General features: G+C 48.6%; 24 protein-coding genes and 4 tRNA genes. 15 read left to right on the top strand and 13 right to left on the bottom strand.

The features are described from left to right. Nucleotides 1-57: 57 nt before the first annotated feature. The 9 genes from WJM45_RS17470 to WJM45_RS17430 form a co-directional block, all read right to left on the bottom strand. Complete coding sequence (locus WJM45_RS17470; RefSeq protein ID WP_341326315.1) at nt 58-324, bottom strand: DUF493 domain-containing protein; 267 nt, start codon at nt 322-324, stop codon at nt 58-60. Next, a complete protein-coding gene (locus tag WJM45_RS17465) occupies nt 321-1,166 on the bottom strand; it encodes a D-amino acid aminotransferase (protein ID WP_341326314.1) in 846 nt (281 codons plus the stop codon). Before WJM45_RS17465 ends, WJM45_RS17470 begins: the two co-directional genes overlap by 4 nt. A 3-nt stretch (nt 1,167-1,169) precedes the next feature. After that, nucleotides 1,170-2,333, bottom strand: a complete 1,164-nt coding sequence (locus tag WJM45_RS17460; protein WP_341326313.1) for a D-alanyl-D-alanine carboxypeptidase family protein — start codon at nt 2,331-2,333, stop codon at nt 1,170-1,172. A gap of 296 nt (nt 2,334-2,629) precedes the next feature. Continuing rightward, on the bottom strand, nt 2,630-3,958 hold the full coding sequence (mltB, locus tag WJM45_RS17455; protein WP_341326312.1) for a lytic murein transglycosylase B: 1,329 nt from the start codon (nt 3,956-3,958) through the stop codon (nt 2,630-2,632). Between the two features lie 2 nt (nt 3,959-3,960). Beyond that, on the bottom strand, nt 3,961-5,091 hold the full coding sequence (rodA, locus tag WJM45_RS17450; RefSeq protein ID WP_341326311.1) for a rod shape-determining protein RodA: 1,131 nt from the start codon (nt 5,089-5,091) through the stop codon (nt 3,961-3,963). Continuing rightward, nucleotides 5,069-6,928 carry a penicillin-binding protein 2 gene (gene mrdA / locus WJM45_RS17445; RefSeq protein ID WP_341326310.1) on the bottom strand — a complete coding sequence of 620 codons (1,860 nt, stop codon included), beginning with the start codon at nt 6,926-6,928 and terminating at the stop codon, nt 5,069-5,071. Before mrdA ends, rodA begins: the two co-directional genes overlap by 23 nt. 12 nt (nt 6,929-6,940) lie before the next feature. Beyond that, complete coding sequence (gene mreD, locus WJM45_RS17440; protein WP_341326309.1) at nt 6,941-7,429, bottom strand: rod shape-determining protein MreD; 489 nt, start codon at nt 7,427-7,429, stop codon at nt 6,941-6,943. Continuing rightward, nucleotides 7,416-8,297 carry a rod shape-determining protein MreC gene (mreC, locus tag WJM45_RS17435; protein WP_341328969.1) on the bottom strand — a complete coding sequence of 294 codons (882 nt, stop codon included), beginning with the start codon at nt 8,295-8,297 and terminating at the stop codon, nt 7,416-7,418. Before mreC ends, mreD begins: the two co-directional genes overlap by 14 nt. A gap of 402 nt (nt 8,298-8,699) precedes the next feature. Beyond that, a complete protein-coding gene (locus WJM45_RS17430) occupies nt 8,700-9,743 on the bottom strand; it encodes a rod shape-determining protein (RefSeq protein WP_014149802.1) in 1,044 nt (347 codons plus the stop codon). 1,096 nt (nt 9,744-10,839) lie between these two features. Between WJM45_RS17430 and gatC the strand changes: the two genes are divergently transcribed. From gatC to WJM45_RS17405, 5 genes are all read left to right on the top strand, one after another. After that, a complete protein-coding gene (gene gatC, locus WJM45_RS17425; RefSeq protein WP_341326308.1) occupies nt 10,840-11,127 on the top strand; it encodes an Asp-tRNA(Asn)/Glu-tRNA(Gln) amidotransferase subunit GatC in 288 nt (95 codons plus the stop codon). A gap of 16 nt (nt 11,128-11,143) precedes the next feature. Beyond that, nucleotides 11,144-12,595 carry an Asp-tRNA(Asn)/Glu-tRNA(Gln) amidotransferase subunit GatA gene (gene gatA / locus WJM45_RS17420; RefSeq protein ID WP_341326307.1) on the top strand — a complete coding sequence of 484 codons (1,452 nt, stop codon included), beginning with the start codon at nt 11,144-11,146 and terminating at the stop codon, nt 12,593-12,595. Nucleotides 12,596-12,605: 10 nt separating this feature from the next. Next, nucleotides 12,606-13,211, top strand: coding sequence for a Uma2 family endonuclease (locus WJM45_RS17415; RefSeq protein WP_341326306.1), 606 nt, complete (start codon nt 12,606-12,608; stop codon nt 13,209-13,211). A gap of 18 nt (nt 13,212-13,229) precedes the next feature. After that, nucleotides 13,230-14,669, top strand: coding sequence for an Asp-tRNA(Asn)/Glu-tRNA(Gln) amidotransferase subunit GatB (gatB, locus tag WJM45_RS17410; RefSeq protein WP_341326305.1), 1,440 nt, complete (start codon nt 13,230-13,232; stop codon nt 14,667-14,669). Nucleotides 14,670-14,902: 233 nt separating this feature from the next. Then, entirely contained in the window at nt 14,903-15,472 is a 570-nt protein-coding gene (locus WJM45_RS17405) for a Uma2 family endonuclease (RefSeq protein ID WP_341326304.1), read from the top strand. 30 nt (nt 15,473-15,502) lie between these two features. Here the strand turns inward: WJM45_RS17405 and WJM45_RS17400 are convergent, their stop codons facing one another. Genes WJM45_RS17400 through hemA form a run of 4 tightly spaced genes read right to left on the bottom strand, consistent with a single transcriptional unit; the run spans nt 15,503 to nt 19,149 of the window. Further along, a complete protein-coding gene (locus tag WJM45_RS17400; RefSeq protein ID WP_341326303.1) occupies nt 15,503-15,916 on the bottom strand; it encodes a M67 family metallopeptidase in 414 nt (137 codons plus the stop codon). 41 nt (nt 15,917-15,957) lie between these two features. Beyond that, nucleotides 15,958-16,803: a peptide chain release factor N(5)-glutamine methyltransferase gene (gene prmC / locus WJM45_RS17395; protein ID WP_341326302.1), complete on the bottom strand. Its 846-nt coding sequence runs from the start codon at nt 16,801-16,803 to the stop codon at nt 15,958-15,960. Between the two features lie 4 nt (nt 16,804-16,807). Then, entirely contained in the window at nt 16,808-17,893 is a 1,086-nt protein-coding gene (gene prfA, locus WJM45_RS17390) for a peptide chain release factor 1 (protein ID WP_341326301.1), read from the bottom strand. Next, nucleotides 17,890-19,149 carry a glutamyl-tRNA reductase gene (gene hemA, locus WJM45_RS17385; RefSeq protein WP_341326300.1) on the bottom strand — a complete coding sequence of 420 codons (1,260 nt, stop codon included), beginning with the start codon at nt 19,147-19,149 and terminating at the stop codon, nt 17,890-17,892. The genes prfA and hemA overlap by 4 nt, the downstream gene beginning before the upstream one ends. 630 nt (nt 19,150-19,779) lie before the next feature. Here hemA and WJM45_RS17380 point away from each other — a divergent pair. From WJM45_RS17380 to tuf, 10 genes are all read left to right on the top strand, one after another. Beyond that, a complete protein-coding gene (locus tag WJM45_RS17380) occupies nt 19,780-21,441 on the top strand; it encodes a tetratricopeptide repeat protein (protein ID WP_341326299.1) in 1,662 nt (553 codons plus the stop codon). Then, entirely contained in the window at nt 21,438-22,025 is a 588-nt protein-coding gene (lolB, locus tag WJM45_RS17375) for a lipoprotein insertase outer membrane protein LolB (RefSeq protein ID WP_341326298.1), read from the top strand. Before WJM45_RS17380 ends, lolB begins: the two co-directional genes overlap by 4 nt. Further along, nucleotides 22,018-22,866, top strand: a complete 849-nt coding sequence (gene ispE / locus WJM45_RS17370) for a 4-(cytidine 5'-diphospho)-2-C-methyl-D-erythritol kinase (RefSeq protein WP_341326297.1) — start codon at nt 22,018-22,020, stop codon at nt 22,864-22,866. Before lolB ends, ispE begins: the two co-directional genes overlap by 8 nt. Before the next feature lie 24 nt (nt 22,867-22,890). Continuing rightward, nucleotides 22,891-22,965: transfer RNA gene (locus tag WJM45_RS17365), tRNA-Gln, on the top strand. A 40-nt stretch (nt 22,966-23,005) separates the two neighbouring features. Further along, nucleotides 23,006-23,959 (top strand): ribose-phosphate diphosphokinase, encoded by a 954-nt coding sequence (locus tag WJM45_RS17360; RefSeq protein ID WP_341326296.1) that lies wholly within the window; start codon nt 23,006-23,008, stop codon nt 23,957-23,959. A gap of 42 nt (nt 23,960-24,001) precedes the next feature. Then, the gene (locus WJM45_RS17355) at nt 24,002-24,622 is read left to right on the top strand and encodes a 50S ribosomal protein L25/general stress protein Ctc (protein ID WP_341326295.1); all 621 of its coding nucleotides are present in this window, start codon (nt 24,002-24,004) and stop codon (nt 24,620-24,622) included. Between the two features lie 162 nt (nt 24,623-24,784). Continuing rightward, nucleotides 24,785-24,869 (top strand) — tRNA-Tyr (locus tag WJM45_RS17350). A 19-nt stretch (nt 24,870-24,888) separates the two neighbouring features. Next, nucleotides 24,889-24,962 (top strand) — tRNA-Gly (locus tag WJM45_RS17345). A 17-nt stretch (nt 24,963-24,979) separates the two neighbouring features. Further along, nucleotides 24,980-25,055, top strand: a tRNA-Thr gene (locus WJM45_RS17340). 38 nt (nt 25,056-25,093) lie between these two features. After that, on the top strand, nt 25,094-26,284 hold the full coding sequence (tuf, locus tag WJM45_RS17335; RefSeq protein ID WP_341326286.1) for an elongation factor Tu: 1,191 nt from the start codon (nt 25,094-25,096) through the stop codon (nt 26,282-26,284). The last annotated feature ends 10 nt before the right edge of the window (nt 26,285-26,294 follow it).

Below are 26,294 nucleotides of genomic sequence, written 5' to 3'. Positions count from 1 at the left end.
CTGCCGTCAACGGTATTTCATGGAAAGTCTTCATTGGAAAGCGTTATCCGTTTGTCACTATAAAGCCATCAATACGAGCGGCGAGTCGGTTAAATCTTGATAAATTGCATCTAGTTGTTGTTTGCTGGTCGCGGTGATGGTGACGGTTACTGAAGTGTACTTTCCGCCTTTACTGGGGCGCGATGTGACTGCGCTTTCGTGAAGGTCGTTGACATGGCGCCGAATAATTTCGACGACATGAATATCTAATTCGATGCTGTTCATGCCCATCGCTTTAATTGGAAAGCGGCAGGGGAATTTCAGTATATCTTCTTGTTCGCTCATGATTGGGCTTTCTTGAACTCTTGATAAAGTTGATGCATTTTTTGCCAAACCTGTCCCGGTTTACCGTCCGAGACAGGTTCCGAGTCGAGTTCGACGACCGGAATGATTTCGCGGGTCGAACTGGTGAGCCAGATTTCGTCGGCGGTTTTTAGAGCTTCGAGCGAAATAATATCTTCGCTATAGGGAATGTCGTTGGTCTTGGCGAGTTCCAGGATGACGTCGCGGGTGATGCCGGGCAAAATTTCTTCGCCTTTCGGCGGCGTTACCAGAATGCCGTCGAGGACTGCGAAAATATTGCTGGCCGCGCCTTCTGTCACGTAGCCGTCTTTAACTAATATCGCCTCTGTACAACCTTGGTCTACCGCTTTTTGTCTAAGCAAAATGTTGGCTAATAAGGTAATGGCCTTGATATGACATAATGCCCAGCGGGTGTCGTCGAGCGTGATGGCTTTGACGCCGCTGTCGCGGCCGCTTAGGGGTATGATAGGCGAGCACATGGCGAACACGGTTGGTTCGATATGCTCGGGGAATGCATGATCACGTTTCGGCGCTACGCCGCGTGTGATTTGCAAATAGATGTATTGATCCTGTCCCGGTTCGAGTAGCGGCTCTAGAATACCGGCCCATTGCTCGCGGCTGTGAGGGCTATTTAGGCGAATGCTTTTCAGGCTGGCTTCGAGACGGTCGATGTGTTCCGGGAGGCGGAATAAGTGTCCGGCATAAGCCGGAATGACTTCGTAAATGCCGTCGCCGAATAAAAAGCCGCGGTCGAGCACTGGGATTTTAGCTTGATCGAGCGGGAGATACTGGCCGTTTAAATAAACTGTCGGGTTATCACTCATTTTTTATTTCACCAGCATGAGAACAGTATCGTAAAGGTTACGCATTAAATTGCCTTTTTCTACGGAAGTTAGCGCGATTAGTTTCTTTTCAATTAATGGTTCGCCGGCCAACGTCACATTGACGGTGCCTAAATTGTCACCTTGGTTGACCGGTGCGATGATTTTTTGTTCAAAATTAATGATGGCCTTCAGGTCTTCGTAATGGCGGCGAGGGATCGTGACATAAAGGTCTTCGGCCAGGCCTAAAGCCAAGTTTTTATCCGCGCCTTTCCAGATGCGGGTCTCAGTCAAGGCTTCATTGCCTTTGTACAGTCGATGAGTTTCATAGAAGCGGTAACCGTAATTTAGCAAAGACTGGTTTTCATTGGCGCGGGCGCGTTCGCTTTTCGTTCCCATGACTACAGAGATCAGGCGCATGCCATCACGAACCGCCGATGCGACTAAACAGTAACCGGCCGCTTCCGTATGGCCCGTCTTGACACCGTCGACGCTGGGATCGCGCCACAGAAGTTTATTGCGATTGCGTTGCGTGATTTTATTGTAGGTGTATTCTTTTTCCGAAAACCATGCGTAATAATCGGGGAATTCACGAATCATTGCGCGCGTTAATATCGCCAAATCTTGAGCTGTTGTGTAATGGTCGTCATCGTGTAGCCCCATGCTATTGACGAAATGGCTGTTTTTCATGCCGAGTATGGCGGCTTGTTGGTTCATCATTTCGGCGAAAGTGGCTTCGTCTCCGGCGACATGTTCGGCTAGTGCGACGCTCGCGTCATTCCCCGATTGAATGATGATGCCTTTGAGCAACTCTTCGACCGTGACTTGTTTGTTGACTTCGACGAACATGCGCGAGCCCGGGGTGCGCCAGGCCTTTTGACTGACCGTGACATTTTCGCTGAGACTCAGGTGGCCTTTACTCAACTCGGTGAATACGACATAAACGGCCATGATTTTGGTCAGACTGGCGGGGGGGAGCTTGACGTCGGCATTGTTTTCGCCCAGCACTTTACCGCTATCGGCATCGAGTAAAATATAACTGCTCGCGGCGACACTCGGCGGCGAAGGAATCATGATCGGATCGGTTTTATCGGAGGCCGCGTTTGCCGTTTGCAATAAGCTAAAAAATAGATAAACAATCAGGCTGAGGTAAACTTTTGAGGAGGTCATTATTCGCGGTGTGGGCATACAAAAACAGAAGGTCATATTGTAACAGTGATTACTCCCTATATACTCAAAAAATGGTTAACTTTATGAAGGTATGGGTTGTGGCTAGCGAGGATGTCGGCAGCAGGGAGCGCTGCCGTCAAGCCCCTATGGATGGGTTTACCCAGCACCTAAATTCCATGATCCATTGGCCATGGTTAATTGCCTTGAATAATTTAGGTGCTGGGTGAACGGCGATCCTCGATAGACATATCCCATACCTTTTATTCTTCGACGGTTTTTCAAGCAAAAGGGAGTAGTTAATTTCCGATGCTTTCGACGATATACCGTGTTTGATCGATGCCGATTTCATTCAGTTTGTCGTTTAATCGCTCGGCGTCTTCGGCGGATTTTAACGGACCGATTTGCACTTTGTGAAGCGTCGTTCCGTTTTGAGTAACGGGTTTAATTTTGGGTAGCGGCAGTAGGCTGTGTTCGGCGATTTTTTTACGTAAAGCTAGAGCATTGGCCTCATTACCAAAGGCGCCCAGTTGGATATAGATGGCGGCCTGTTGACCGCTTTCCTGAAGGGGAGGAGCAGCAGTTGGGTTGTCCGGTAGGCTGGCGCTTATCTTTGGTGTTTCCGAGTGTTCGGCAATCGCGCGGCTGAGCTGATAAACCGCCATTGCGTAAAGCGGACTGTGATTGTAGCGGGTGATAACATAGAAGTTATCCAATCCTAGCCAAAGCTCCTGTCCTTGTTCGAGTTCAAAGGCTAGCAATTTAGCTTTTATATCCGCAGTGAGCGTTTGTTGAGGTTTGACTTGCAACGCTTTTAACTGCGAGATAGTGCGGTCAGGCTTGATATCGCCCTGCAGTGCTTGCCGGTAAGCGTTTCCTTGCGCGCTCGCCCGAAATGCCACCGGTTGGTCTCGTTGCCAGTGATGTTTGAAAAAATAATTGCCGACACTGGCAATGGCATCGGCCGGATTGTTCCAGATATCGCGGTGATAGTCTCCTTCGAAATCGGCTGCATAGCTGCGAAAACTGCTCGGCATAAATTGCGGAATGCCCATTGCGCCGGCATAAGATCCCGTCGGTTGTAACGGATCGATGTGTTCCTCGCGGCACAGCAATAAAAAGTTTTCAAGTTCGCCGGTGAAAAACGGGCTCCGTTTCGGGTAGTTGAAAGCCAATGTCGACAAGGCATCGATGACCCGGTAACTGCCGGTATTTTTACCGTAGGAAGTCTCGACGCCGATGATCGCCGTGATGATTTCCGGCGGGACGCCGTATTTTTGTTCGGTAACGGCCAAGGCTGCGGCATTATCATGCATAAATTTTACACCGCCTTCGATGCGCGCTTCGGTCATGAATATTTTCCGGTATTTGTACCAGGGCATCGCTTCGGCAGGACGGGTGATGGCCTCAATGATGCGCGGTTGCAATTCGACCGACCGGAATAATGTATTCAGCTTGCTCTTGTCGAAGCCGTGCTTAGCCGACATCGTGCGTATGAATGCCGACATGTTTTCGGGCAATGTTTCGGACTGTGAGGCTGGTGCGGCCGCTTGCACCGAAGAAGGGAAGGAGGGGCTCAGTATCAGAGCTCCGCAGACAATTAGAGTGGCTGTTGAGGTTTGCTTCATTGTTAAGTCGGTAAGAATTTTTTGTGGGTGTGGATAGACATCAGGATGCCGAATCCTGCGAGCAAGGTAACCATCGAGGTGCCGCCGTAGCTGATCAGCGGTAACGGGACGCCGACAACCGGTAATATGCCGATGACCATGCCTATGTTAACAAAGACGTAGACAAAAAAGGTGAAGCTGAGACTTCCCGCCAATAAGCGGCTATAACTGTCTTGCGCTTGTATTGAAATATACAGGCAACGACTGATAATGACAATGTAAAGCGTGATTAACACAAGGCAACCGGAGAGGCCGAATTCTTCGGCAAATACAGCGAAAATGAAGTCGGTTGAGCTTTCCGGCAGAAAATCGAGCTGGGCCTGGGTGCTGCCTTGCCAACCCTTGCCGTAGATACCGCCGGAGCCGATGGCTATTTTCGATTGGATGATATGATAGCCGCGACCGAGGGGGTCGGCTTCCGGGTCGAGAAAGGTCAAAACCCGGGCGCGTTGATAATCGCGCATAAAATGCCAAATGATGGGAGTCAGCGAAGCAATGATGGTGCCGATGCTGATGATGAATCGCCATGACAATCCGGCAAAAAAGATGACCATGGCTCCCGAGCTGAACACCAATATCGAGGTGCCTAGATCGGGTTGCTTCGCAATCAATAGCGTCGGTATCAGGATCAACAAGCCGGCGATTCCCATCTGCTTCCACTTCGGAGGCAATGTGTTTTCCGATAAATACCAGGCAATCATCATCGGTGCGGTAATCTTAAGCATTTCGGAGGGTTGAAAGCGAAAGAAGCCTAAATCGAGCCAACGCTGCGCGCCTTTACCGATTTGCCCCATGATCAGTACGGCAACCAGCAAGGTTACGCCGATTCCGTATAGAATCGTCGAATAGCGTTTGAAGTGATAAGGATTAATATGCGCAAGCAGTATCATCAGGACAAAGGCAATCAGCATGCGGGTGGCCTGACGGATCAAGATTTCGGTATCTTGTCCGCTAGCGCTATACAAAATCAGAAAGCTTAGGCTAAGAACTAGCAGTAAACATATCAGCAAGGGAATGTCGATATGCAGTTTTCTCAATAGATTGCCGAGGAGCGAGTGCGGTACGAATTGTTCACTGCGCGTTTCGGTCTTCATCGCTAGGTTCCTGTAAATATTGACGAATGATTTTTCCGGCTATCGGTGCCGCAACCGAGCCGCCATGGCCGCCGTTTTCGGCAATGACGGCAACCGCGATTTGTGGGTCGTGAGCCGGCGCGAATGCCATGAATAAAGCATGGTCGCGTAGTTTAAAAGCGATTTCGTTTTCGTTATAGCGCTTTTCTTGTTTTACGGTAAAGACCTGGGCCGTGCCGGTTTTGCCGGCAATTTGATAATCGATGCCGCGGCTGATGACTCTGGCTGTACCTCTGGCGCTATGGACGACATTGATCATCGCGGAGACGACCGCGTCGATATTTCTGGGATTTAGCGCGAGGGTGGTTTCCGGTTTGGCTTCTGCGGGTTTCAGAATGCCATTCTCGGTAAACGAGTCCACTAAGTGCGGGTGGACGACCTTGCCTCTATTGGCCAGCGTAGCAGTAGCCCGAGCCAATTGCAGCGGCGTGACTTGGGTATAGCCTTGGCCGATGCCGGTAATAACCGTTTCGCCGGGATACCAAGATTGATTACGGGCTTTGCGCTTCCATTGTTTAGAGGGCTGTAGGCCTGATAGTTCGCCGACTAGGTCAATGCCTGATTTTTCTCCGAAGCCGAACTTCGTGAAGAAACGGTGGATATTGTCGATGCCGAGCGATAAAGCCAGGCTGTAAAAGTACACGTCGCAAGACTGCACGATTGCGAGATTCAGGTCAACCGTTCCATGGCCGCCTCTTTTCCAATCCCGGTACTTATGTTTGACATTGGGAAGTTGAAAATAACCGGGGCAATAAGTTTTTTGGCCTGGGTGAGTCACTTGATATTCAAGCCCGGCCAATGCCATGAAAGGCTTGATCGTTGAGCCGGGCGGGTATTGTCCTCTTAGCGCCCGATTGAACATCGGTTGGGCATCCGAGGTTTGCAGTTCTTTATAAGATTTGCTGTCGATTCCGTAGACGAACGGGTTCGGATCGAAGCCGGGGCGACTTGTAAAAACCAAGACGCCGCCGGTTTTTATCTCGATCGCCACGACCGCCCCGTTATAAATATCGAGAGCATCATAAGCGGTCTTTTGTAGATCGATATCGAGGGTTAGATGTAGGTTCGAGCCCGCAGTCGGGTCGACTGTTTTTAAAGTGCTGATCGCTCGGGATTGCGCGTTGGTTTCTATTTCGGCATAGCCGGCCTTGCCGTGTAGTTCGGTCTCATAAGCTAACTCGATTCCAACTTTGCCGACATGGTGGGTGCCGCGATATTCGGAGACAGGGAGTCTTTTTAATTCATTTTCGTTGATACGCCCAACATAACCGATGACATGCGAGGTTAGAATGTCGTAGGGATAGTGTCTGACCAGGCGAGCATGAATATCGACGCCCGGAAAATAAGGTCTAACTGCAGCGAATTTGGCGATTTCTTCCTCGGACATGCGCAGCAATAGCGGTGTGCTGGTAAAGCGTTTTTCGCGTTTGCGCAATTTTTGGTACTGCTCGATTTTATCTTCGGGAATGTCCAGTAATTCTTGTAATCGAGCGAGTGTGTCGTCGAGATCTTTGATTTGTTCGGGGATTAGTTCAAGGCTGTATGTTGGAACATTATCGGCCAACACTCTACCTTTTCGGTCGAAGATGATGCCGCGGGTCGGTGGCAGCGGCGATATTTTAATATGGTTGTTTTTAGCTAGGGTCGCGTAATGTTCGTGACCGACAATCTGCAAATAAACCAAGCGAACGATTAAGCCGGTCGATAGCAGTAGAATGAAGATTAGCGCGACAAACGCGCGCCCAGTAAAAATGCGGTTTTCCTCCGCCGGGTTTTTTATGGTGTAGGTGCGAGGCATGAGACAAACGATTCAACGAATGCGTCGGTATAGTCGTATTGCACGCAAAGAAAAAAAGACTAAGGGCCAGAAAAAGGTGCCGGTTAGTACAGGTAACCAAAAAGTGTAAGAAGCGCGTGCGATAGTTTGGCTATCAGTGATCCAGAATATCAAAAATTGAGATACGAGTAGGCAAAAAAAGATAAATAGTCCTTGTTGCAGAATCGGGTATTGTCTGAGTCGCTTGTGTAGCCTCAAGCACAGGAAGGCTACCAGTGAGTTGGTGAGCGCATTTAAACCCAGCATTCTACCGGTTAATACATCAGTCAGTAAGCCAATGGTCCAAGCGCTAAATATGCCGACTCGGTCGGGCGCGGCCAGTACCCAGTAAATAACCACGAGTAATATCCAATTGGGATTGAATTGCGCCAAGGGTTGAGGCCAGGCGGCGATATTCAGGCACATGGCAAAAATAATCGAGAGAAGATAGCGACCGTAGCCGAAAGCATTATTCTTCGGCATGGTTTTCGTCCGCTTGTTCTGATTCATGAGTTTCCAGCGGGATAGGTGCTTCGCTTTTCCATACGATTAACAATTCCCGGCTTCGATTTAATTGTGCCTTTGGTGTTGCGTATATTTCGGCAAAAGGTTTGTTAGGCTGGGGGATTATTTTTTCGACTACAGCAACCGGATAGCCTTGCGGAAAAATACCGCCTAGGCCTGAACTAATCAGCAGATCGCCTTCCTTGATGTCGGCGTTGTTTGCTAAATAAGGCAATATTAGCCTATTGATTCGCCCGCTGCCGACTGCGATCGTACGTAAGCCGTTGCGATTGATCTGTACTGGAATTGCATGGCCGGGATCGGTAATTAACATGATCTCTGAGTTAAGCGGAAGCGCGCGGTATACTTGGCCGACCACGCCATATGCATCCAAAACCGCTTGCTGAGCATGCACGCCGAATCGTGTTCCTTTATCAACGACGACGACATGTTCGAAAGGTGCTAGGTTAACGGATAATAACTCAGCCACCAGTACCTGTTCGCCCAGTTTAAAGGATTTTTCCAGCAATGCCCTTAGCCGGATATTTTCTTTCTCCAGGGCTTCATATTTAAGCAATTGGGATTTGTAAATCAATTGTTCTTGGCGTAGCCGTTCATTTTCTTCATTTAAACTATAAAGTGATTTTATCGATTCTACGGTTTCTTTTGAGTGATGTAGAGGCCAGTCTGTAATCGATTGAATCGGATAGGTAATCATTGATAGCACGCTGCGAAGTTTGTCCAGTTGCGAGCTTTTGCGTTCAGCGACCAGAAGCGCGATTGAAGCCACTACTGCCACCAGCAGTCGCGTATTAATCGAAGGGCCGGTGGCAAATAAAGGATTAATAACGATTACCTCGAAAATGAACCGTATAGGCAAAGATATTTCGCGCGGTCATGTTTGCGGGTTTCTGACGAGCTCTTTTGGTCGATAGCATTGCCATAAAAGCTACAAGCATGATCGCTCGATGTATATCCGATATACGGACAGAATATTATTTGGATAGTTCGATTGTGTATCATTCGAATCGACATTCTATCCGTGGAAATTGATTTAGTAAGGATTTCGTGATTATAATGTCCTGGAACTATGAGTTGTGTTGAGGTTTCGGTAACTCGCTGGGTCTGCCAATCGAGCAACCGAGCCCTCCATAAAATAAGGAAGTTATTTACGACCAAATCCTAAGCTATTCAAAGCTTCGATTCTGCCGAGTCAATCGGCGTGGCGAGTTATTGTTTTCGGTTGAAGTTATTCTAGCGAAAATGCGCTAGGGCCCTTTTTATCCAGCATTTCCAAAACGATTCCACCGCCTCGAGCCACGCAGGTTAGAGGGTCGTCGGCGATATAAACCGGTAGTCCGGTTTCCTCTGCGATCAAACGATCGATATCTTTAAGTAGTGCGCCGCCGCCGGTCAGAACGATACCTCGGTTCGCGACATCGGCGCCGAGCTCCGGCGGAGTCTGTTCCAGTGCGACTTTAACAGAACCGACGATGCCGGACAAAGGGTCTTGAAGTGCTTCCAGAATTTCATTACTGTTTAATGAAAAGCTGCGCGGTACGCCTTCGGCGAGATTGCGCCCTTTAACTTCAATTTCTTTGACTTCGCTACCCGGGTAAGCCGCCCCAATTTCATGTTTGATGCGTTCGGCTGTGGCCTCGCCGATCAGTGTGCCGTAATTACGGCGGACATAATTGATGATCGCCTCATCGAAACGATCGCCTCCGATTCGTACCGATGCCGAATAGACAATACCGTTCAATGAGATGACGGCGACTTCCGATGTACCTCCGCCTATATCGAGCACCATCGAACCTTGGGCTTCATCGACGGGGAGTCCTGCTCCGACCGCAGCCGACATAGGTTCCTCGATTAAATACACTTCACGGGCGCCGGCCATCGAGGCGGACTCTCGAATCGCTCGGCGTTCTACTTGAGTGGAGCCGCATGGGACGCAAATCAGGATACGAGGGCTAGGGCGTAGGAGTTTATTTTCGTGAACCTTCTCGATGAAATACCGCAGCATGCGTTCGGTTACGGCGAAATCAGCAATCACGCCATCTTTTAAAGGACGAATCGCGGTGATGTTGCCGGGAGTTCGGCCTAACATCATTTTGGCCTCCATACCTACTGCCGCGATGGTTTTAGCTCCGCGAATTTTGTCTTCCTTGATGGCCACAACCGAAGGCTCGTTTAATACGATTCCTTTTCCCGGAACGTAAATCAAAGTGTTGGCGGTTCCTAAATCTATCGAGAGATCGTTGGAAAAAAGGCCGCGTATTCGTTTGAACATTTATTAACCTGTATCCTGAGCGAATAAATTGTATTACTTTATCAATCAAGCGGGTAATTGAGCAAGATATAAAGTATTATACTTAACGCAATTTAAAATGCCGTTTCATTTTTCGCCTTTCGCCGCTTTGTAATTAAACGCTTTTCCCTGCAAGGGGAGCGATAAGTCGAGAGTTGATTTTTAAGGCAGCGTGGATATGACGTTTCAGTCACGCGTCTTTAGGAATTCGTGAAAATAACTTACTGTGAAAGTTCGTAGATTTTGGTTCTTTATCTAATTTTTCGATATAAGAAGCTCGGCAGAGAAAATGCCGGTTCCGGAGAGGGGGCGGTGGCTCGATCGACAGCCGCCGTCGAGCCTACATGGACGTATTCACCCAGCACCTAAATTCCATAGCCCTTTGGCTATGCTAACTATCTTGCGTAATTTAGGTGCTGGGTTCACGGCGTCCTGTCGGGCGAGTGACCGCACCCTCCGCCACCAGAGAACTTTCATTTGCCGGGGCGATGGCCAGACCTACATGAACGTTACTGTAATTATGAGTTTTGTAGCAGGTTCGGTAATTCGCTTGCAGGACCTCGTAAACTCAGCACCTAAGTTCCATAGTCTATTGGCCATGATTGATTGTATAGATAATTTAGTTGTTGGGTGAATGCAGATTTTGCAGGAGCAAAAATCTGCAAACGGCATGGATGGCGTGAATGCAGATTTTGCAGGAGCAAAAATCTGCCCTGCCGCCGAGAGATGTCAACCGAGCAATCTAGCGTGCTTACTTGTAATTATTCACACCCCCTATCGTTCCCACGCTCCGGCGTGGGAATGAAGACCGAGACGCTCTAGCGTCTCGTACCGCTGGAGCGGTACTCAGGCGTTCCCATGCAGAGCGTGGGAACGATAATTTCCGGGGGACTGAATAGTTACGCTTACTTTGCATTAAATAATGGGAAAGTTATTTATGACCGAATTCTTAGCAATCAATGCTCGAAACCAAAAATAGCAAGCTCATGCTGAATAGCTACCCAAAAAATTATGAAACGCTCGGATTTTGAGTTGCGAATAGTCATGTTTTCGGATTAATGATTAATGGAGTTGTAAAATGTCTTTAACGACCGACGATGTAAATAAAATCGCGCATTTAGCAAGGTTGGGCGTCGATATCCAAGATGTCGATACTTATGCGCATGATTTATCGGGGATACTCGATTTGGTTACGCAAATGAGCCAATTAAATACCGAGGGAGTTGCGCCCATGGCGCATCCGATGGAGCAAGGCCAGAGGTTGAGACCGGATCGGGTAACCGAAACGAATATGAGAGAAAAATTTCAAGCGATTGCACCTCAAGTCGAAGCGGGATTGTATTTAGTCCCTAAGGTGATCGAATGAAGGATGGGGAAAGGCTATGAATAATAAAACCATCGCCGAACTAGCTAAAGGCTTGCGTTCCGGCGAATTTTCCAGCGTGGAGTTGACGCAAGACTATTTAGAGCGGATTCGGCAGTTTTCGGCGCTCAATACATATATTACTGTGACGGCCGAGCAGGCGCTTGCCCAAGCCGAAGCCGCGGATAAACGGTTGGCTGCAGGAACGGCCGATTTATTAACCGGAATACCGGTTGCGCAAAAAGATATTTTCTGCACAGATGGTGTAAAAACGTCTTGCGGTTCGAAGATGCTCGATAATTTCATTTCGCCGTACAATGCCACTGTCGTCGAAAAACTTAATGCCGCCGGCGCAGTGATGCTCGGTAAATCGAATATGGATGAATTTGCAATGGGCTCGTCGAACGAAACCAGTTTTTATGGTTCGGTCCAGAACCCTTGGAATGTTTCGTGCGTTCCGGGCGGTTCTTCGGGCGGGTCGGCCGCGGCGGTTGCCGCAGGACTCACGGCAGGTGCGACAGGTTCGGATACCGGTGGTTCGATACGTCAACCGGCGGCTTTCTGCGGTATTACCGGTTTGAAGCCGACTTACGGGCGCGTGTCCCGATATGGCATGATTGCCTATGCCTCGAGCCTCGATCAAGGCGGTCCGATGACGCGTACTGCCGAGGATGCGGCGATCATGCTGCAAGCGATGGCCGGTTTCGACGAGAAGGATTCGACTAGCGTCGATATACCGGTTCCCGATTATTCGGCCGGCCTGAATCAGCCGTTAAGCGGTTTGAAAATCGGTCTGCCGAAAGAATTTTTCGGCGAAGGGTTGAACGGCGAAATTGCAGCAGTCATCGAAACAGCCGTCAATGAATATCGCAAATTGGGTGCCGAGGTCAAAGAAGTCTCGATGCCGAATCTGAAACACGCGATTCCGGCTTATTATGTGATTGCGCCGGCCGAATGCTCGGCGAATCTATCGCGTTTCGACGGCGTTCGTTTCGGCTACCGTTGCGACAATCCGGCCGATTTGACCGACCTATACACGCGCTCGCGCGGCGAGGCATTTGGCAAGGAAGTCAAGCGTCGCATCTTGATCGGAACCTATGCTTTGTCGGCCGGTTATTACGATGCCTATTATTTAAAAGCTCAAAAAGTCAGGCGTTTGATCACTGACGATTTCAAAAGCGCATTGGCCGAGGTCGATGTGCTGATGGGTCCGGTATCGCCGACGGTGGCGTTCGGTCTCGGCGAAAAAACCGGCGACCCGATTCAAATGTATTTGTCCGATATTTATACAATCGCGGTCAATCTGGCAGGTCTTCCGGCCATGTCGATTCCGGCCGGTTTCGTTGACAATAAACCGGTTGGTTTGCAAATCATCGGGAATTATTTTGCCGAGGACCGGTTGTTGAATGTAGCTCATCGCTATCAGATGAATACTGACTGGCACAAACAGGTGCCGAAAGGGTTCGAATAAGAGGTTGGATATGGCCAAGGTTACCGAATTGTCTCAATTGGATATGAACGGGAGTTACAGCTACGCCGATTATTTGACGTGGCGTTTGGATCAAACGGTCGAGTTGATCAAGGGCAAGATCTTTACGATGTCGCCGGCGCCGAATGTCAAGCATCAGCGGATTTCTCGCAATCTTTTCAAGCCGATCGTTAATTATATGGCAGATAAACGCTGCGAAGTCTTCTCGGCCCCGTTCGACGTCAAGCTTTACGATCGCCGCAAATCGAAATTGAGCGACCGCGAAGTTTTTAGTGTCGTACAGCCCGATTTGTGCGTGATTTGCGATAAAAACAAATTGACCGAACAAGGCTGCGACGGCGCGCCCGATTGGATCATCGAAGTGCTTTCTCCGGGCAATAATAAGAAGGAGCTTCGCTTCAAATACGATCTGTATCAGGAAAGCGGCGTCGGCGAATACTGGTTGGTGTTTCCGTATGAACGCGCCGTGCAGCAATTTGTGTTGGACCGGGATGGCGAAGCCTATCGGCTCCACGCCCTCTATGCAGGCGACGAATCGGCACAGCCCTATCTTTTTCCCGAACTAAAAATCGATTTGGCCGAAGTTTTTGCCGAATAAATCAATAAGGAACAAGCAATGAATTCACAATGGGAAGTCGTCATCGGGTTGGAAATTCATGCACAACTCGCGACAAAATCCAAAATTTTTTCAGGCGCATCGATAGCCTACGGCGCCGAACCGAACACACAGGCTTGCGCGGTCGATTTAGGCTTGCCCGGCGTGTTGCCGGTGTTGAATCAAGAGGCCGTGCGCATGGCCGTCAAATTCGGTCTCGCGATCGAAGCGGAAATCGCGTCTTACTCGGTCTTCGCGCGCAAAAATTATTTTTATCCGGACCTGCCGAAAGGTTATCAGATCAGTCAGTTCGAGTTGCCGATCGTCGGCAATGGGCACCTGGATATCGACGTCGATGGGGCAACGAAACGCGTCGGCGTGACGCGAGCGCATTTAGAGGAAGATGCCGGAAAATCCTTGCATGAGGATTTTCACGGCCTAACCGGCATCGATTTGAATCGTGCCGGCACGCCATTGCTGGAAATCGTTTCGGAACCCGACATGCGTTCGGCGAAAGAAGCGGTCGCCTATATGCGCAAGCTGCACGAACTGGTGCGCTATCTGGAAATCTGCGACGGCAACATGCAAGAAGGTTCGTTCCGTTGCGACGCAAATGTTTCGGTGCGTCCGAGAGGTCAGGCGGAATTCGGCACGCGCGCCGAGATCAAAAACATCAACTCGTTCCGCTTCGTTGAAAAAGCGATTAATCACGAAATCGAACGTCAGATCGACCTGATCGAAAGCGGCGGCAAGGTCGTTCAGGAAACGCGGCTTTACGACGCGAACAAAGATGAAACCCGCTCGATGCGAGGCAAAGAAGAGGCGAACGACTATCGTTATTTTCCCGACCCCGATTTATTGCCGGTCGAGATTACCGAAGCCTTCAAAGACGAAGTGCGCGCCACTTTACCGGAATTGCCCGATGCGAAGAAACGGCGTTTTATCGAGCAATACGGTCAGGACGATGAGAGTGCGGCTACGCTGACTTCGTCAAGACAATTAGCCGATTACTACGAAGCGTTGGTCGATGCATCCGGCGGCGAAGCGAAGATTTGTACAAATTGGGTGACCGGCGACGTGCTCGGCGCTCTGAACAAGGCCGGTTTGGAAATCGGTCAATGCCCGGTCGATGCCGAGCGTTTGGCGGGCTTGCTGAAACGTATCGCCGATGACACGATTTCGGGCAAAATCGCAAAACAAGTCTTCGAGGCGATGTGGCAAGGCCAAGAAACGGCAGATCAAATCATCGAAAGTCAAGGTTTAAAGCAAATCACCGATACCGGTGCGATCGAGGCGATCATCGATAAAATCATCGCCGACAATCCTGGTCAAGTCGAACAATATCTCGGCGGTAAGGATAAAGTCTTCGGCTTTTTTGTCGGCCAAGTCATGAAGGAAATGCAAGGGAAGGCGAATCCGGCCGAGGTCAATAAGATTTTGAAGACTAAGTTGAAAAGGTAAGATTTATCCTAAATTCGGCAGTTCAACCATGAAGCACATGAAGTTCATGAGGGATTTCAAGAAATTACCCAAATCTTATCGCTAACCCTTTTGGTGAACGAAAGCTCTATTCAAACGCGTAATAAGTTATTGAATTAACATCCTATTCTTCATGATCTTCATGGTGAAATGCTTTTTCTAGGTTTATGGATGGGCGGAATTCCGGCCCATCCAACGGAATAGGCGCGGTTTATATGGTATTAACAGAAAAGCCGAAAATCAGCGTCGAGGATTATTTGCAAGGCGAATTGCTCAGTGACATCAAGCATGAGTATGTCGGGGGGGAAGTTTATGCGATGGTCGGCGTTAAGCGTGCGCATGACACGATCGCAATGAACCTGATCGCTCATGTACATGCACATTTGCGAGGAACGCCTTGCCGAGTCCATTCAAGCGAAATGAAGGTCCGGGTGCAAACCGAAGCGGACGATTATTTTTTCTATCCCGATCTGCATGTCACCTGTTCGGCTGACGATACCCATGAACATTTCAACACTCAGCCGAAATTGATCGTCGAGATACTCTCCGACGCAACCGAGCGTTACGATCGCGCCGAGAAAGTTCATCACTACCGGAAATTAACTAGTCTCGAAGAGTATGTGTTGATCGCCCAGGATACGCAGCGTGTCGAATGCTACCGGCGCGATGAACAATGGGATTTGCAGTTGTTTCAGCAAGGCCAGGCCGTCTTTTTTGCATCGATCGATTGGGTCGCCGATATCGGTGATATTTATGAGGGCTTACGCTTTGGCGGCGATAGCTGAGGAGCGGTTATGTTGCGCCAAAACCAAGCATTAGCCCAAAATCAACGGGACTTCCTCGGCCTTTTGTTCGGCGATTCGGAAGCCGCGCATTTCCAGTACGCCTTTCGTGTTCAGCGAAATGATCAAATTGAGTGCTTTAGGATAGCTTGCCATTTCCAAATCGGTTTTTGAAGGAAAGGCCGGCGCTGTCGGGTGGGAGTGATAAATCGCGAACAATTCCTCGCCTTTTTCGCGAATTTGCGCCATTGCCGCGATTTGCTGTTTGGGATCCAATAAAAACCGGTTTTCAGGGGTATCGGCGCTATTGTCGACCGGGTAGCAATGGTTCGGAATGCCGTGCAAGCTTCCGATCAGTCCGCAGATCTCGGCCTCGGGCGACAATTGCGCGAGATGCAGCAGTTGATTGGTGATTTTTCGGGGAATATGAATTTCTGAAATTTGCATCGTGATTCGCTGTCGGCGTGTGGAGGGTTTAAATTTAATCGCTACGAGCGCCATTGTCCATAGGTGACCCGAGGATGTCCTGAAAGATCGGGATAAGTGACGATATTACGGTAATTCAATTGGCTGAAGATAGCCTGGACTTGATCTTGTTGATTGTAGCCGTGTTCGATCAATAAATGACCTTGAGGAAGCAAATGTCGCCTGGCGGCGGTCGCGATGCGCTCGATATCACTCAGGCCGTGATTGTCCGCAATCAACGCGGATATGGGTTCGAATCTGACATCACCCTCGGTTAAGTGCGGGTCGTTATCGGCGACATAGGGCGGGTTGCTGACGACAAGGTTGAACAACGCCGAGTCGCTTATCGTCCCAAACCAATCGCTTTGCAAAAATTGGATGTTCCGAACATTGTGTCTCTGGGCATTTCGGCGGGCGATTGTCAGCGCGTTAGTGCTGAAGTCGGTGGCAATGACTTCACTATCGGGGCGCTCGGCGGCCAGGGTAATGCCTATGATGCCGGAGCCGGTGCCTAAATCGATCAGTCGGTAAGGTTGCCGTTCCGGTATCCGTTGCAAGGCCAGTTCGATTAGTAGTTCGGTGTCGGGTCTTGGAATCAGCACGTCGCGGTTAACTTCGAAATCACGCGACCAGAATTCGCGGTTGCCGGTGATGTATGCGATCGGCATGCCGGAAACGCGCTTTTGCAGCAGTGCTTCGAAATGGCTGTTTTGTTCGGGTAATAGCTTTTTATCCGGCCATGCGCGCAGATGAGAGCGGTCTTTATCGAGCGCGAGGCAGAGCAGAATTTCGGCGTCGAGTAAGGGCGATTCGGAAACGAAACTCAAGCTTTGGGCCGCGTGTGCCAATGCCGATTGAACGGTGGGCATCGGTTTAATTTTCGCCCAATTGCGTCAATAGTTCAGCTTGATGCTCGTTAATTAACGGCTCGATGACATGATCGAGTCCGCCTTCCATGATCTCGTCAAGTTTATACAGCGTCAGATTGATTCGGTGGTCGGTCATGCGCCCCTGCGGGTAATTGTAGGTGCGAATCCGCTCGGAGCGGTCGCCGCTGCCGACTTGAAGTTTGCGATTCGCCTGTTGCTCGGCTTGATGTTTTTCTTGTTCGGCCGATAATAGGCGCGATTGCAATAACGACATAGCTCGGGCACGGTTTTTGTGTTGTGAACGTTCGTCCTGGCATTCGACGACGATGCCGCTCGGAAGATGAGTGATGCGGATTGCCGAGTCCGTTTTGTTGACATGTTGACCGCCCGCGCCGGACGAACGATACGTATCGATACGAAGGTCTGCGGGATTAATGTCGATAGCATCGATTTCCTCGACTTCGGGCATGACTGCAACGGTGCAAGCCGAAGTATGGATGCGCCCCTGGGACTCGGTTTCCGGGACGCGTTGAACTCGATGCGCTCCCGATTCGAATTTGAGTTGAGAATAGACATCTTGGCCGGTTACGCGCAGGATAATTTCCTTATAGCCGCCATGTTCGCCTTCGTTTTCATTGATAATCTCGGTCTTCCAGCCTTTTTTCTCGGCATAGCGCTGATACATGCGCGCGAGATCGCCTGAAAATATCGCCGCTTCATCGCCGCCGGTCCCGGCGCGGATTTCCAGGAAAATGTTTCTGTTGTCGTTAGGATCTCTCGGCAATAATAAAATCTGCAGTTCTTGCTCGATGACCTCTTGTTGTTTTTCTGCGGCGAGTATTTCCTCGCGGGCCATTTCGCGCAGATCAGGGTCCGGGTCTTTTGCCATTTCTTGCGCCCCGGCTAGATTTTCGGCGGTATCGAGATAGCGTTTATAGCATGTGACAATCGGGTTGATTTGAGCGTATTCTTGGCTCAATGAGCGGAATTTATTCTGATTGGCTTGTACTTCGGGTTCGGCCAATAAGGCGGTAATTTCATCGAATCGTTCGCTTAGGTTGGCTAATTTGTGCTCTATGGATGGCTTCATTGTGTGTTGTTCAATTTGAAAATTTCGCGGGCCGCGGCAATCAGATCGTGTCTTTCATTGGCGCCTGCTTCGCGGATTTGCGCGCTGGGGGTATGGATCAGTCTATTGGTTAATGTGTGAGCGAGCCTCTGCAGCGCTTCTTCGGCGGAAATGCCGCTTTGTAATTGATTTAATGTCTTGCGTAACGCTTCGTCGCGAATTTGCTCGGCCTGAATGCGGTAGTCTTTGATCGTGGTTAACGCACCTTGCGAACGCAGCCAGGACAGAAAATGTTCGACTTGGGTATCGATGATTTCTTCGGCTTGTTCCGCAGCCTTGCGCCGGTTATCCATGTTTTGGTCGATTGTGTTTTTGAGGTCGTCGACCGTATAGAGATAGACGTCGTTCAGTTGTTCGACTTCTGATTCTATGTCGCGCGGAACTGCCAAGTCGACCATGAACATTGGCTTGTGTTTGCGCTTTTTGATGGCACTTTCTACTCGGCCCTTCCCTAAAATCGGCAGTGAGCTTGCTGTCGATGAAACGACGATATCGGCTTCGGCCAAGTGCATCGGTAATTCCGATAGCGAAATGGCATAACCGTTAAAGCGCGTCGCCAAGGCGTGCGCTTTATCATAGGTTCGATTGGCGATGATGATGCGTCCGATGCCATGTTGGACTAAATGCCGTGCCGTCAATTCGATGGTTTCGCCCGCGCCGATTAGAATCGCGGTTTGTTCGCTTAATTTGTCGAAGATTTGTTGTGCCAGTTGCACGGCGGCGAAGGCTACTGAAACCGGGCTCGATCCAATGGCGGTATCGGTTCTGACTTTTTTGGCCGCGGAAAAGGTGTGCTGAAAGAGCTTACCTAAATATTTGCCCAAGGTGCCCGCTTCATTAGCGGCTTGATAAGCGGCTTTCATTTGACCTAATATTTGTGGTTCGCCGAGGACCATGGAGTCCAAGCCGCATGCAACTCGAAACATATGCCGAATTAACTGGTTATCGTTGTAGGTGTAAAGATAGGGGGTTAAATCGTTAGGCTTAATGTTACGGGTTTGAGCGACCCAATCGATTAAAATGTGTTTATTTTCGTTGGATGATTCGCAATAAAATTCCGTTCGGTTGCAGGTCGATAGAATAGCGGCTTCGGATATATCCTTTAAACGCCATAAGTCTTTGAGTGATGAATCCAATATTTCGGCAGGGTAAGCTAGCCGTTCTCGGATAGAAACGGGGGCGGTGTTGTAATTTATCCCTACGGCAAGAAGTGTCATCGTTTTAAATTTAGAGGTCAGAGCGAATGTGGTTTTTTAGCTTGGTAAGTCAGGCCATTAGGCTATGGAAATCGTTTAAAGTTGCTGTATTGATTCTGCGTGTGTGAAATTACCGGTTGAACTTAGTCGATTTAAGTTTCGTCATAAAGGATTTCGTGGCAAGCAACTTAAGGTCTATGTGTTTTAATTAGGTTCTGTTGCTCGCTTTACAGGCCTAGCGCCTTAATTATCCAAGATAGTTGGTCATAAGCCAATGGGCTATGTAGCTTAGATGCTGGGTTAGTGCACGTTTTGCGAGAGCAAAAAACTGCTCGTCCCAAGCTCCTGAAGATCCTGTCATAAGAAATAGAAATGTTATTTATGGCCAAATCCTAAGTTAGTTTCCATAGCGCGCCATTGTTTGCCAAAATCATTTTTTTAGTCAAATTTTTTAATATTTTAATTAAATAATTAAGTTTTATTCAAATGCATTAAAACAACTATCCGAACTGAAATGTTTTTCTGCTAATCTATTGCAAAAATCTATTGCAAAATATGAAGGATGTGAGTGTGTCGAATTATAAGTTAATTGCCGTAATAGCCCTTGTTTTTGTTAGTGGTTGCGGTTCCTCTCAGGAAAGAGGGCGAGCCATGGATGAGCTTGACGAGTATTCACAAAGTTCTCATGACGAGCAAGGCGTTGAATCAGCGGAGCTTATAACCGCTATTGAGCCGGATATCATGTACATGTTGCTGGCCGCTGAAATTGCCGGACAACGAGGGCAGTACGATGTTGCTCTGGAAGGGTATCTCGAGGCCGCAAAACGGGTCAACGATGTTAGGTTGACCGAGCGTGCTGCGAAGATTGCTCTTTATATTAAAGATACCGAACGAGGCGATGAGGCTGTTGCGCTTTGGTTGAAACAAGAGCCGGATAATTTAACAGCAAGAAAAATAGCCTTGCTATCGGCCTTAAGAAAAGAAGTAAGGCCTTCGGCTATCGAGCATGCTCTTTTTTTGTTGGATATGGATTCGGAAGGTTTTGAGGATGCGTTTGTTGAGTTGATTAGAGCGTTGGGTCAAAAAGGCAATACCGCTTTCGTATATGATGTGTTGGAAGATCTTGCCGAGCAAAGACCGGAAGAAGCCACTGTTTTTTTTATTCAAGCCATGTTGGCAATGCAGTTAAACAGCAATGTTTTGGCGCAACGTAAAATTGATCAAGCCATTGAATTGCGACCGGATTGGGAAAAGGCTTTGTTGTTTAGGGCGCAAATGGCGGCTTTTTCAGGAGATTTAGATAATGCGAGAGTTTATCTCACGGATTTATCTGAGCAAAATCAGGATAGTTTGAAGATTAAGAAATTGTTGGCCCAAGTCTTGGTTAAGTTGGGCGAGTATGGAGAGGCTGACAGGTTGTATCTTGATATTATTGATCAGGAGCCGGAGGATTTTGAATCGCGTTTTTCTTTGGCGTTGGTTAATTTACAGATGGAGCGAGACGATAAAGCGGAGTCGTTGTTTAAGGGCTTGATTCCTTATCCCGAATGGACTGATCAAGCAAGCTTTTACCTGGGCAGAATTGCAGTTCGGGATGGCAAAAATAGCGAGGCGTTGGTTTGGTTCGATAGGGTCACGAGGGGGAGTCTACGTTTCGATGCCGCGGCTGCGGGGATATCGCTACTGATTAAAGATAAGCAATTTGAAGAGGCGTCCGAGCGATTAAGTCGGCTTCGTGCGCGTTCGTCCGATGAAAAGATGAGAGCGCTGTTGTTAGAGGCGGAGTTCTATAACGAACAAAAGCAATATATCAAGGCATTCGATTTGTTGAGCAAGGCAATTGAGGAAATGCCAGATCAAAAAGAATTGTTATATACACGGGCTTTGGTCTCGGAGCGTATTGATCGCCTCGACGTGCTGGAGCAAGACTTAAGAAGGATACTGGCTCAGTATCCCGATGATGTGAGTGCTTTGAACGCATTGGGTTATACCTTGGCGGATAGAACCGAGCGTTACGAAGAGGCGTTGGTGTATCTTGAAAAGGCTCTGGAATTGCAGCCGGATGAGGCTGTCATTATTGACAGCTATGGATGGTTGCAATTTAAGCTCGGGAATTATGAAAAGGCTTTAGAATATTTGCAGAAGGCTTATTCCAAGCAGCAAGAAAACGAAATTGCGGCGCATTTGGCGGAAGTCTTATGGGTCTTGGGTCGCAGGGATGAGGCGAAGAAATTATTCGAGCAGACGATAAAAATATCGCCGGACGATGAATATCTTTTGGATTTTCAGCAACGCATTCTTGATGCTGAATGAGAAATCAATACACAAGATCTCGCTATGGATGGCTGGTATTGGTTCTAACGGTTTTAACGGGATGTTCGACCTCACCGGTTAAAGATTTGGCGGCTTATTCGGAGCTTGGTCGAGGTGAGTTTTATCAATTGCGGGAATGGAGTCTGGATGGGCGTGTATCGTTAACGGCCCGGCATGATTCGTGGGCTGGCGCTATAGAATGGCGGCGCGCGGATAGCGAAGAGATGATTCGAGTTTCGGGGCCATTCGGTCAGGGAGCGGTTAATATTAATATTGCCGACGATTATGTCGACGTCGATCGAGGCGACGGTGCGGTTAGATATTATGATCGGTCCGATGAGTTTATAACCGAACAACTGGGTTTTTATGTGCCATTAAGATCATTGCGCTACTGGGTGATAGGTTTGGCCGATCCGAATGAGTCGTTCGAAAATATTGGTAATGGTTTTATCCAGGCCGGCTGGACGATACGATATAGAAAGATGCAAAAAACCGATCGAGGGCTGTTGCCCTATAAAATCGATGTTTCTAATCCGGAAGTGAAATTAAAGCTAATCATAGATCAATGGAATACGCATGAGTGAGGTAAATAAACGATGGCCTGCGCCCGCAAAATTGAATTTAATGTTGAGAATTGTGGGGCAGAGGGAAGATGGGTATCATTTGTTGCAAACAGTATTCCAATTCATTGATTTGTGCGATTGGTTGGTATTTCGTCCAGTTAAAGATTCGGTGATTTCATTGCGCAATCCGCTCCCCGGGGTTCCGGAGGCTGAGGATTTAACTTTTCGGGCCGCGCAGTTGTTAAAAGAAGAAACTGGTTATGAAGGTGGAGTTGTCATCGAGATTGAAAAGCACTTGCCTATGGGGGGAGGTCTAGGCGGGGGGAGTTCCGATGCAGCAACGACGTTGGTGGCCCTGAATAATTTGTGGAAATTAGGGCTTTCCCGTGAGCGATTGATGCAATTAGGCTTGCGGCTGGGCGCGGACGTGCCGATTTTTGTTTTCGGTCATAGCGCCTGGGCGGAAGGCGTTGGCGAGGTGTTTCAAGAGATTGAGGTGCCGGAAAAATGGGTTGTAGTGCTGAAGCCGGATTGTCATGTCGATACCAAGGAAATTTTTTCATCAAAAGATTTGACAAGGGATAGTAAATCAATCAAAATAGCCGACTTTATTGCAGGGCAGCACCAAAACGATTGTTTAGGCGTTGTTCGGAAGCTTTACCCGTCTGTTAATAGGGCTTTGAGAGAATTGTCGATATTTTCCGAAGCAAGGTTGACAGGTACAGGAGCATGCGTTTTTGCTCAGTTTGATACAGAGTTGGCAGCTAAAAAAGCGTATTTGTCGCTTAGCGGAAAGTGGCAATCCTATCTGTGTAAGGGAATAAACAGGTCTCCGTTGTACTCAAGTCTGAATGATGCTTAAGACTGGTAAGTATATCTAAGTAATTGGGCCGTCGCCAAGCGGTAAGGCACGGGGTTTTGATCCCCGCATACCCAGGTTCGAATCCTGGCGGCCCAGCCATTACCTAAATAGCAAATTAATTCAATCTGGGAGTGCCTGAATGAGTGACGCCTCTTTAATGGTGTTTTCCGGTAATGCAAATCGGGCGTTGTCGGAAGGTATTGTTAAAAAGCTTAGTATGCGGCTTGGTATGGCTGCGGTAGGTCGATTCAGTGACGGAGAGATCGCTGTTGAGGTTGAGGAAAACATAAGGGGCAAGGATGTGTTTGTCATTCAGCCGACTTGTTCTCCGACAAATGAGAATTTAATGGAGTTGTTGGTGATGATCGACGCATTTCGTCGCGCATCGGCATCTCGAATAACGGCGGTTATGCCGTATTATGGTTATGCAAGACAGGATAGGCGTTCGCGTTCCGCAAGGGTGCCTATCAGTGCTAAATTGGTCGCCAAAATGATAGGTGAGGCCGGGGCGGATCGGGTGCTCACTGTTGATCTTCATGCGGATCAAATTCAGGGTTTTTTTGATATACCGGTAGATAATGTCTACGCTTCGCCGATTTTGCTGGGCGATGTTTGGCGGCAAAAATATAAGGATCTAATAGTTGTTTCGCCCGATGTGGGTGGGGTTGTTAGGGCAAGGGCTCTGGCAAAACGGCTTGATGATGCTGATTTGGCAATAATAGATAAAAGACGTCCGAAAGCTAATGTTTCCGAGATAATGCACATTATAGGCGATGTTGAAGGGCGCACCTGTGTAATGATCGATGATCTAGTCGATACTGCAGGTACTCTATGTCATGCGGCGGAAGCATTGAAAGATCATGGTGCGGTCAGGGTTGTGGCTTACTGTACGCATGCTGTTCTTTCCGGAAGGGCAATTGATAATTTGAAAGATTCGGTGCTAGATGAATTGGTCGTAACCGATACGATACCGTTAAGCTTGGAAGCAACTCGCATTGGTAAAATTCGGCAGCTCAGCGTTGCTGAGATGCTGGCGGAAACGATAAGACGTATCGCTGTCGGCGAGTCGGTTAGCTCGTTGTATGTGGATTGATAAATTAGCGAAGTGTATAGATGCACAGCTTTGGAGAATGAAATGTCAAGCGTATTTGAATTCGTGGCGGAAGCTCGGGTAAAGCCGGGAACTGCTTCTGCTAAGTCGGTTCGTCGACAAGGAAAAATTCCGGCGGTAATTTACGGCGGAGAAGCTGATCCTGAAATGTTGGTTTTGGATCATAATGAAGTTGTTAAGCATCTTGCTCACGAAGCTGTTTATTCGCATATCTTAGATGTGGTTGTTGCGGGCAAAGTGCAAAAAGCAATTTTAAAATCCGTACAAAGACATCCGGCTAAAGCTAAGGTCTTGCATTTGGATTTTTTGCGAGTAAAGGCGAATGAGAAGTTAAAGGCTCAAGTGCCTCTTCATTTCATCAATGAAGAAATCTGTGTTGGTGCTAAAGTAGGCGGTGTGGTTATGCATAATTTAGTCGACATAGAGGTGGCTTGCTTGCCAGAAGATTTGCCTGAGTATATCGAAGTTGATTTAACGAATTTGAATCTTGGTGAATCGTTGCATGTTTCTCAATTGAAAGCGCCGAAAGGTGTTGAGTTCTTAGCGTTATCACACGGCGACGATCATGATGCGGATGTTTCGGTGGTAACAATTGTGCCGCCAAAGGTTGAGAAGTCCGAAGTTGATTCGGAAGCTGAAGAGTGATTGATTAATGCTTTGTCTGCAGTTGTCAATAAGTGGGCAAAAAATAATAAAAAGTTTGTAATATGTGTTTTTGTCTTTAGAAAGAAGGCGGAAACGCAAAAACAGGTTGTTCTTGTTGACAAAGACAAAAAGTTTTGTGAGAATGTCCTGCTACCTGGTTTTGGAGGGGTTCCCGAGTGGCCAAAGGGATCAGACTGTAAATCTGCCGGCTCTGCCTTCGGAGGTTCGAATCCTCCCCCCTCCACCATCCTGTTTAAATTGAGATTGCGGGTGTAGTTCAATGGTAGAACTCCAGCCTTCCAAGCTGGTCACGTGGGTTCGATTCCCATCACCCGCTCCAGATGATCGGTGGTTTCTGCCCATATAGCTCAGTAGGTAGAGCACTTCCTTGGTAAGGAAGAGGTCACCGGTTCAAATCCGGTTATGGGCTCCATAAATTTGCAACAATAAAAGCTTTTTCGGGAAAGTAAAATGTCCAAAGAAAAATTCGAACGTAAAAAACCACACGTAAACGTAGGAACCATCGGTCACGTCGATCATGGTAAAACCACATTGACCGCGGCATTGACAAAAGTGATGGCGGATGCGCGTGGCGGCGTCTACAAGGCCTACGATCAAATTGATAACGCCCCCGAAGAGCGCGAGCGTGGCATTACAATCGCAACGGCTCATGTGGAGTACGAATCGGATGCGCGCCACTATGCGCATGTGGACTGCCCGGGCCATGCTGACTATGTCAAAAACATGATTACCGGTGCGGCACAAATGGATGGAGCTATCCTCGTCTGTTCGGCGGCCGACGGTCCGATGCCGCAAACTCGTGAGCATATATTATTAGCGCGTCAAGTAGGTGTTCCCTATATCGTGGTTTATTTGAATAAAGCCGATATGGTGGATGATGCCGAGTTGATCGAATTAGTGGAAATGGAAGTCAGAGAATTATTGGACATGTACGAATTTCCGGGCGACGATACCCCGTTAGTTATCGGCTCGGCGTTAAAAGCCTTGGAAGGCGATACCAGTGAAATTGGCGTGCCGTCGATCATTAAATTGGTCGAGGCCTTAGATAGCTATATTCCAGAGCCTGAGCGTGCGATCGATCAGCCGTTCCTAATGCCGATTGAAGACGTGTTCTCGATTTCCGGTCGCGGCACAGTGGTTACCGGGCGTGTCGAGCGTGGGATCATTAAGGTTGGGCAAGAGATTGAAATTGTCGGAATCAGACCGACTACAACCACAACCTGCACCGGCGTGGAAATGTTCCGTAAATTATTGGATCAAGGTCAAGCGGGCGATAACGTTGGGGTCTTGTTAAGAGGCACCAAAAGAGACGAAGTTGAACGCGGACAAGTCTTGGCGCACAAAGGCACCATTAAGCCGCATACCCATTTCAAGGCGGAAATCTACGTATTGTCGAAAGACGAAGGCGGGCGTCATACACCATTCTTTAATGGCTATCGTCCACAATTTTATTTCAGAACAACGGATGTAACCGGAGCGGTCGATCTTCCGGAAGGCGTGGAAATGGTGATGCCGGGCGATAACGTCAACGTTGAAGTGAAGTTGATTGCGCCGATTGCGATGGAAGAAGGTTTGCGTTTCGCGGTTCGTGAAGGTGGCCGTACCGTTGGCGCGGGCGTTGTTGCTTCCATTATCGAATAACGTAAGCGCT

It is taken from the genome of Methylotuvimicrobium sp. KM2 (assembly GCF_038051925.1).
Classification (GTDB): Bacteria; Pseudomonadota; Gammaproteobacteria; order Methylococcales; family Methylomonadaceae; genus Methylotuvimicrobium.
Note: the sequence above shows the minus strand (reverse complement) of the source record. Positions and strands in the feature narration are given on the sequence as shown.